The 1,275-nt window shown below is 60.9% G+C and carries 1 protein-coding gene and 1 pseudogene; one reads left to right on the top strand and one right to left on the bottom strand.

The features are described from left to right. Positions 1-204: pseudogene (locus EOA28_RS36120) on the top strand (FADH(2)-oxidizing methylenetetrahydrofolate--tRNA-(uracil(54)-C(5))-methyltransferase TrmFO); the annotation flags it as partial. A gap of 9 nt (positions 205-213) precedes the next feature. Here EOA28_RS36120 and EOA28_RS36115 read toward each other — a convergent pair. Next, positions 214-1,275, bottom strand: a 1,062-nt coding sequence (locus tag EOA28_RS36115; RefSeq protein WP_128315859.1) for a twitch domain-containing radical SAM protein, incomplete at its 5' end; no start/stop codon positions are given.

Raw genomic sequence — 1,275 nt, 5'->3', positions numbered from 1 at the left:
GATGATGAGCCCGGCAAACGCTCCTTCCAGCCAATGAACGTCAATTTCGGCCTTTTCCCGCCGGTCGAAGCGCCGAAGGCCGACGGCAAGCGCCTGCGCGGCAAGGACAAGACCGTCGCCAAACGTCATGCGATCACGGCGAGAGCGCTGGCCGATTGCAGGGGGTGGCTCGGACTGCCGCCACAGGCGCAGGCTGCGGAATAAACGCCCCGATCAACGCGCCGTTCGTCGCCAGAAGCTGGCCGCGGCACGGCGCGCTGCTGAGATGAAGCGTCTCGCGGTACCGGACAAACCGTGCGCCGATACCAGAATCGGGCCAATTTCCGTCAGGACATTCGACGTCGATTCGGATCTCAGCCGGTCAAGAGCGTCCATGCGCTTTGCCAGCCTTGGCAGCTCGGACGCCAGATCCTCTGACCGCATATAGCCAATGACGCCATTCACGTAGCGTTGCATTTGTTCGGCACCGGCGCCTGGTTCCGACTGCGCCAGGAAGGAACGCAACTTTTGCTCGATCTTGCGTTTTTGCCTCTGCGGAAGCACCTGCGTGCGCATGAATTTCGGCTCTTGCAGAGAGTGCATGTGGATCTCGGATGCCCTGGCCTCGCACTCGTGCCGCAAGGCATCCAGAAGCTCGACCAAAGTGCTGACGTTCAAAGCGGAAACGGTTATGCCGAACTCCAAGTCCACGCCCGGACATTCCCGTCGCAGCCGGATGATGTTGTCGACGAATAGCGGCCAGTCGAAACCGTGCCGAATAAGGGCACCGCGGGCACCAGTGTCGTCGACACTTGCTTGGACACTGACATTCTCAAATGCGTTCCACAGCTGGAATATCGATCTTCCGCCCAAGCCCGTGACGGACATGTTCGTATTATAGCGCAGGCTGACATGGGTTCGTCCTGCCTCGATCAGAGCATCCAGCAACCGATAGTGCTCTTCCATCAAAAGCGGTTCGCCGCCAGCGAAGTAGATCGACTCGATATTGTCGATCCAGCCCGACATCTGGTCCATCATCTCGGTGGCCGAGGCGAAGCTCTTGATCTCGGCTTTGTCACCCGCGGTGACGCCGATGGCGCGGCCATCGGTGAACCACTTCGAACTGGCGCCGTGCCAGCAGCTTCGGCACTTGAAATTGCACAGGTTCGAGAACCTGACATCGAGCGCCGCCGGCGATGCCGGCGCGGCCGCGAAGGGTTCATCCGCGGACGCAAGCCGCCGGTGCCATGCGCTGAACTGGCGATTCATCTGCTGGCGCAGGCTGTCCCCCTCTCT

It is taken from the genome of Mesorhizobium sp. M2A.F.Ca.ET.067.02.1.1 (assembly GCF_004023285.1).
Classification (GTDB): domain Bacteria; phylum Pseudomonadota; class Alphaproteobacteria; order Rhizobiales; family Rhizobiaceae; genus Mesorhizobium.
Note: the sequence above shows the minus strand (reverse complement) of the source record. Positions and strands in the feature narration are given on the sequence as shown.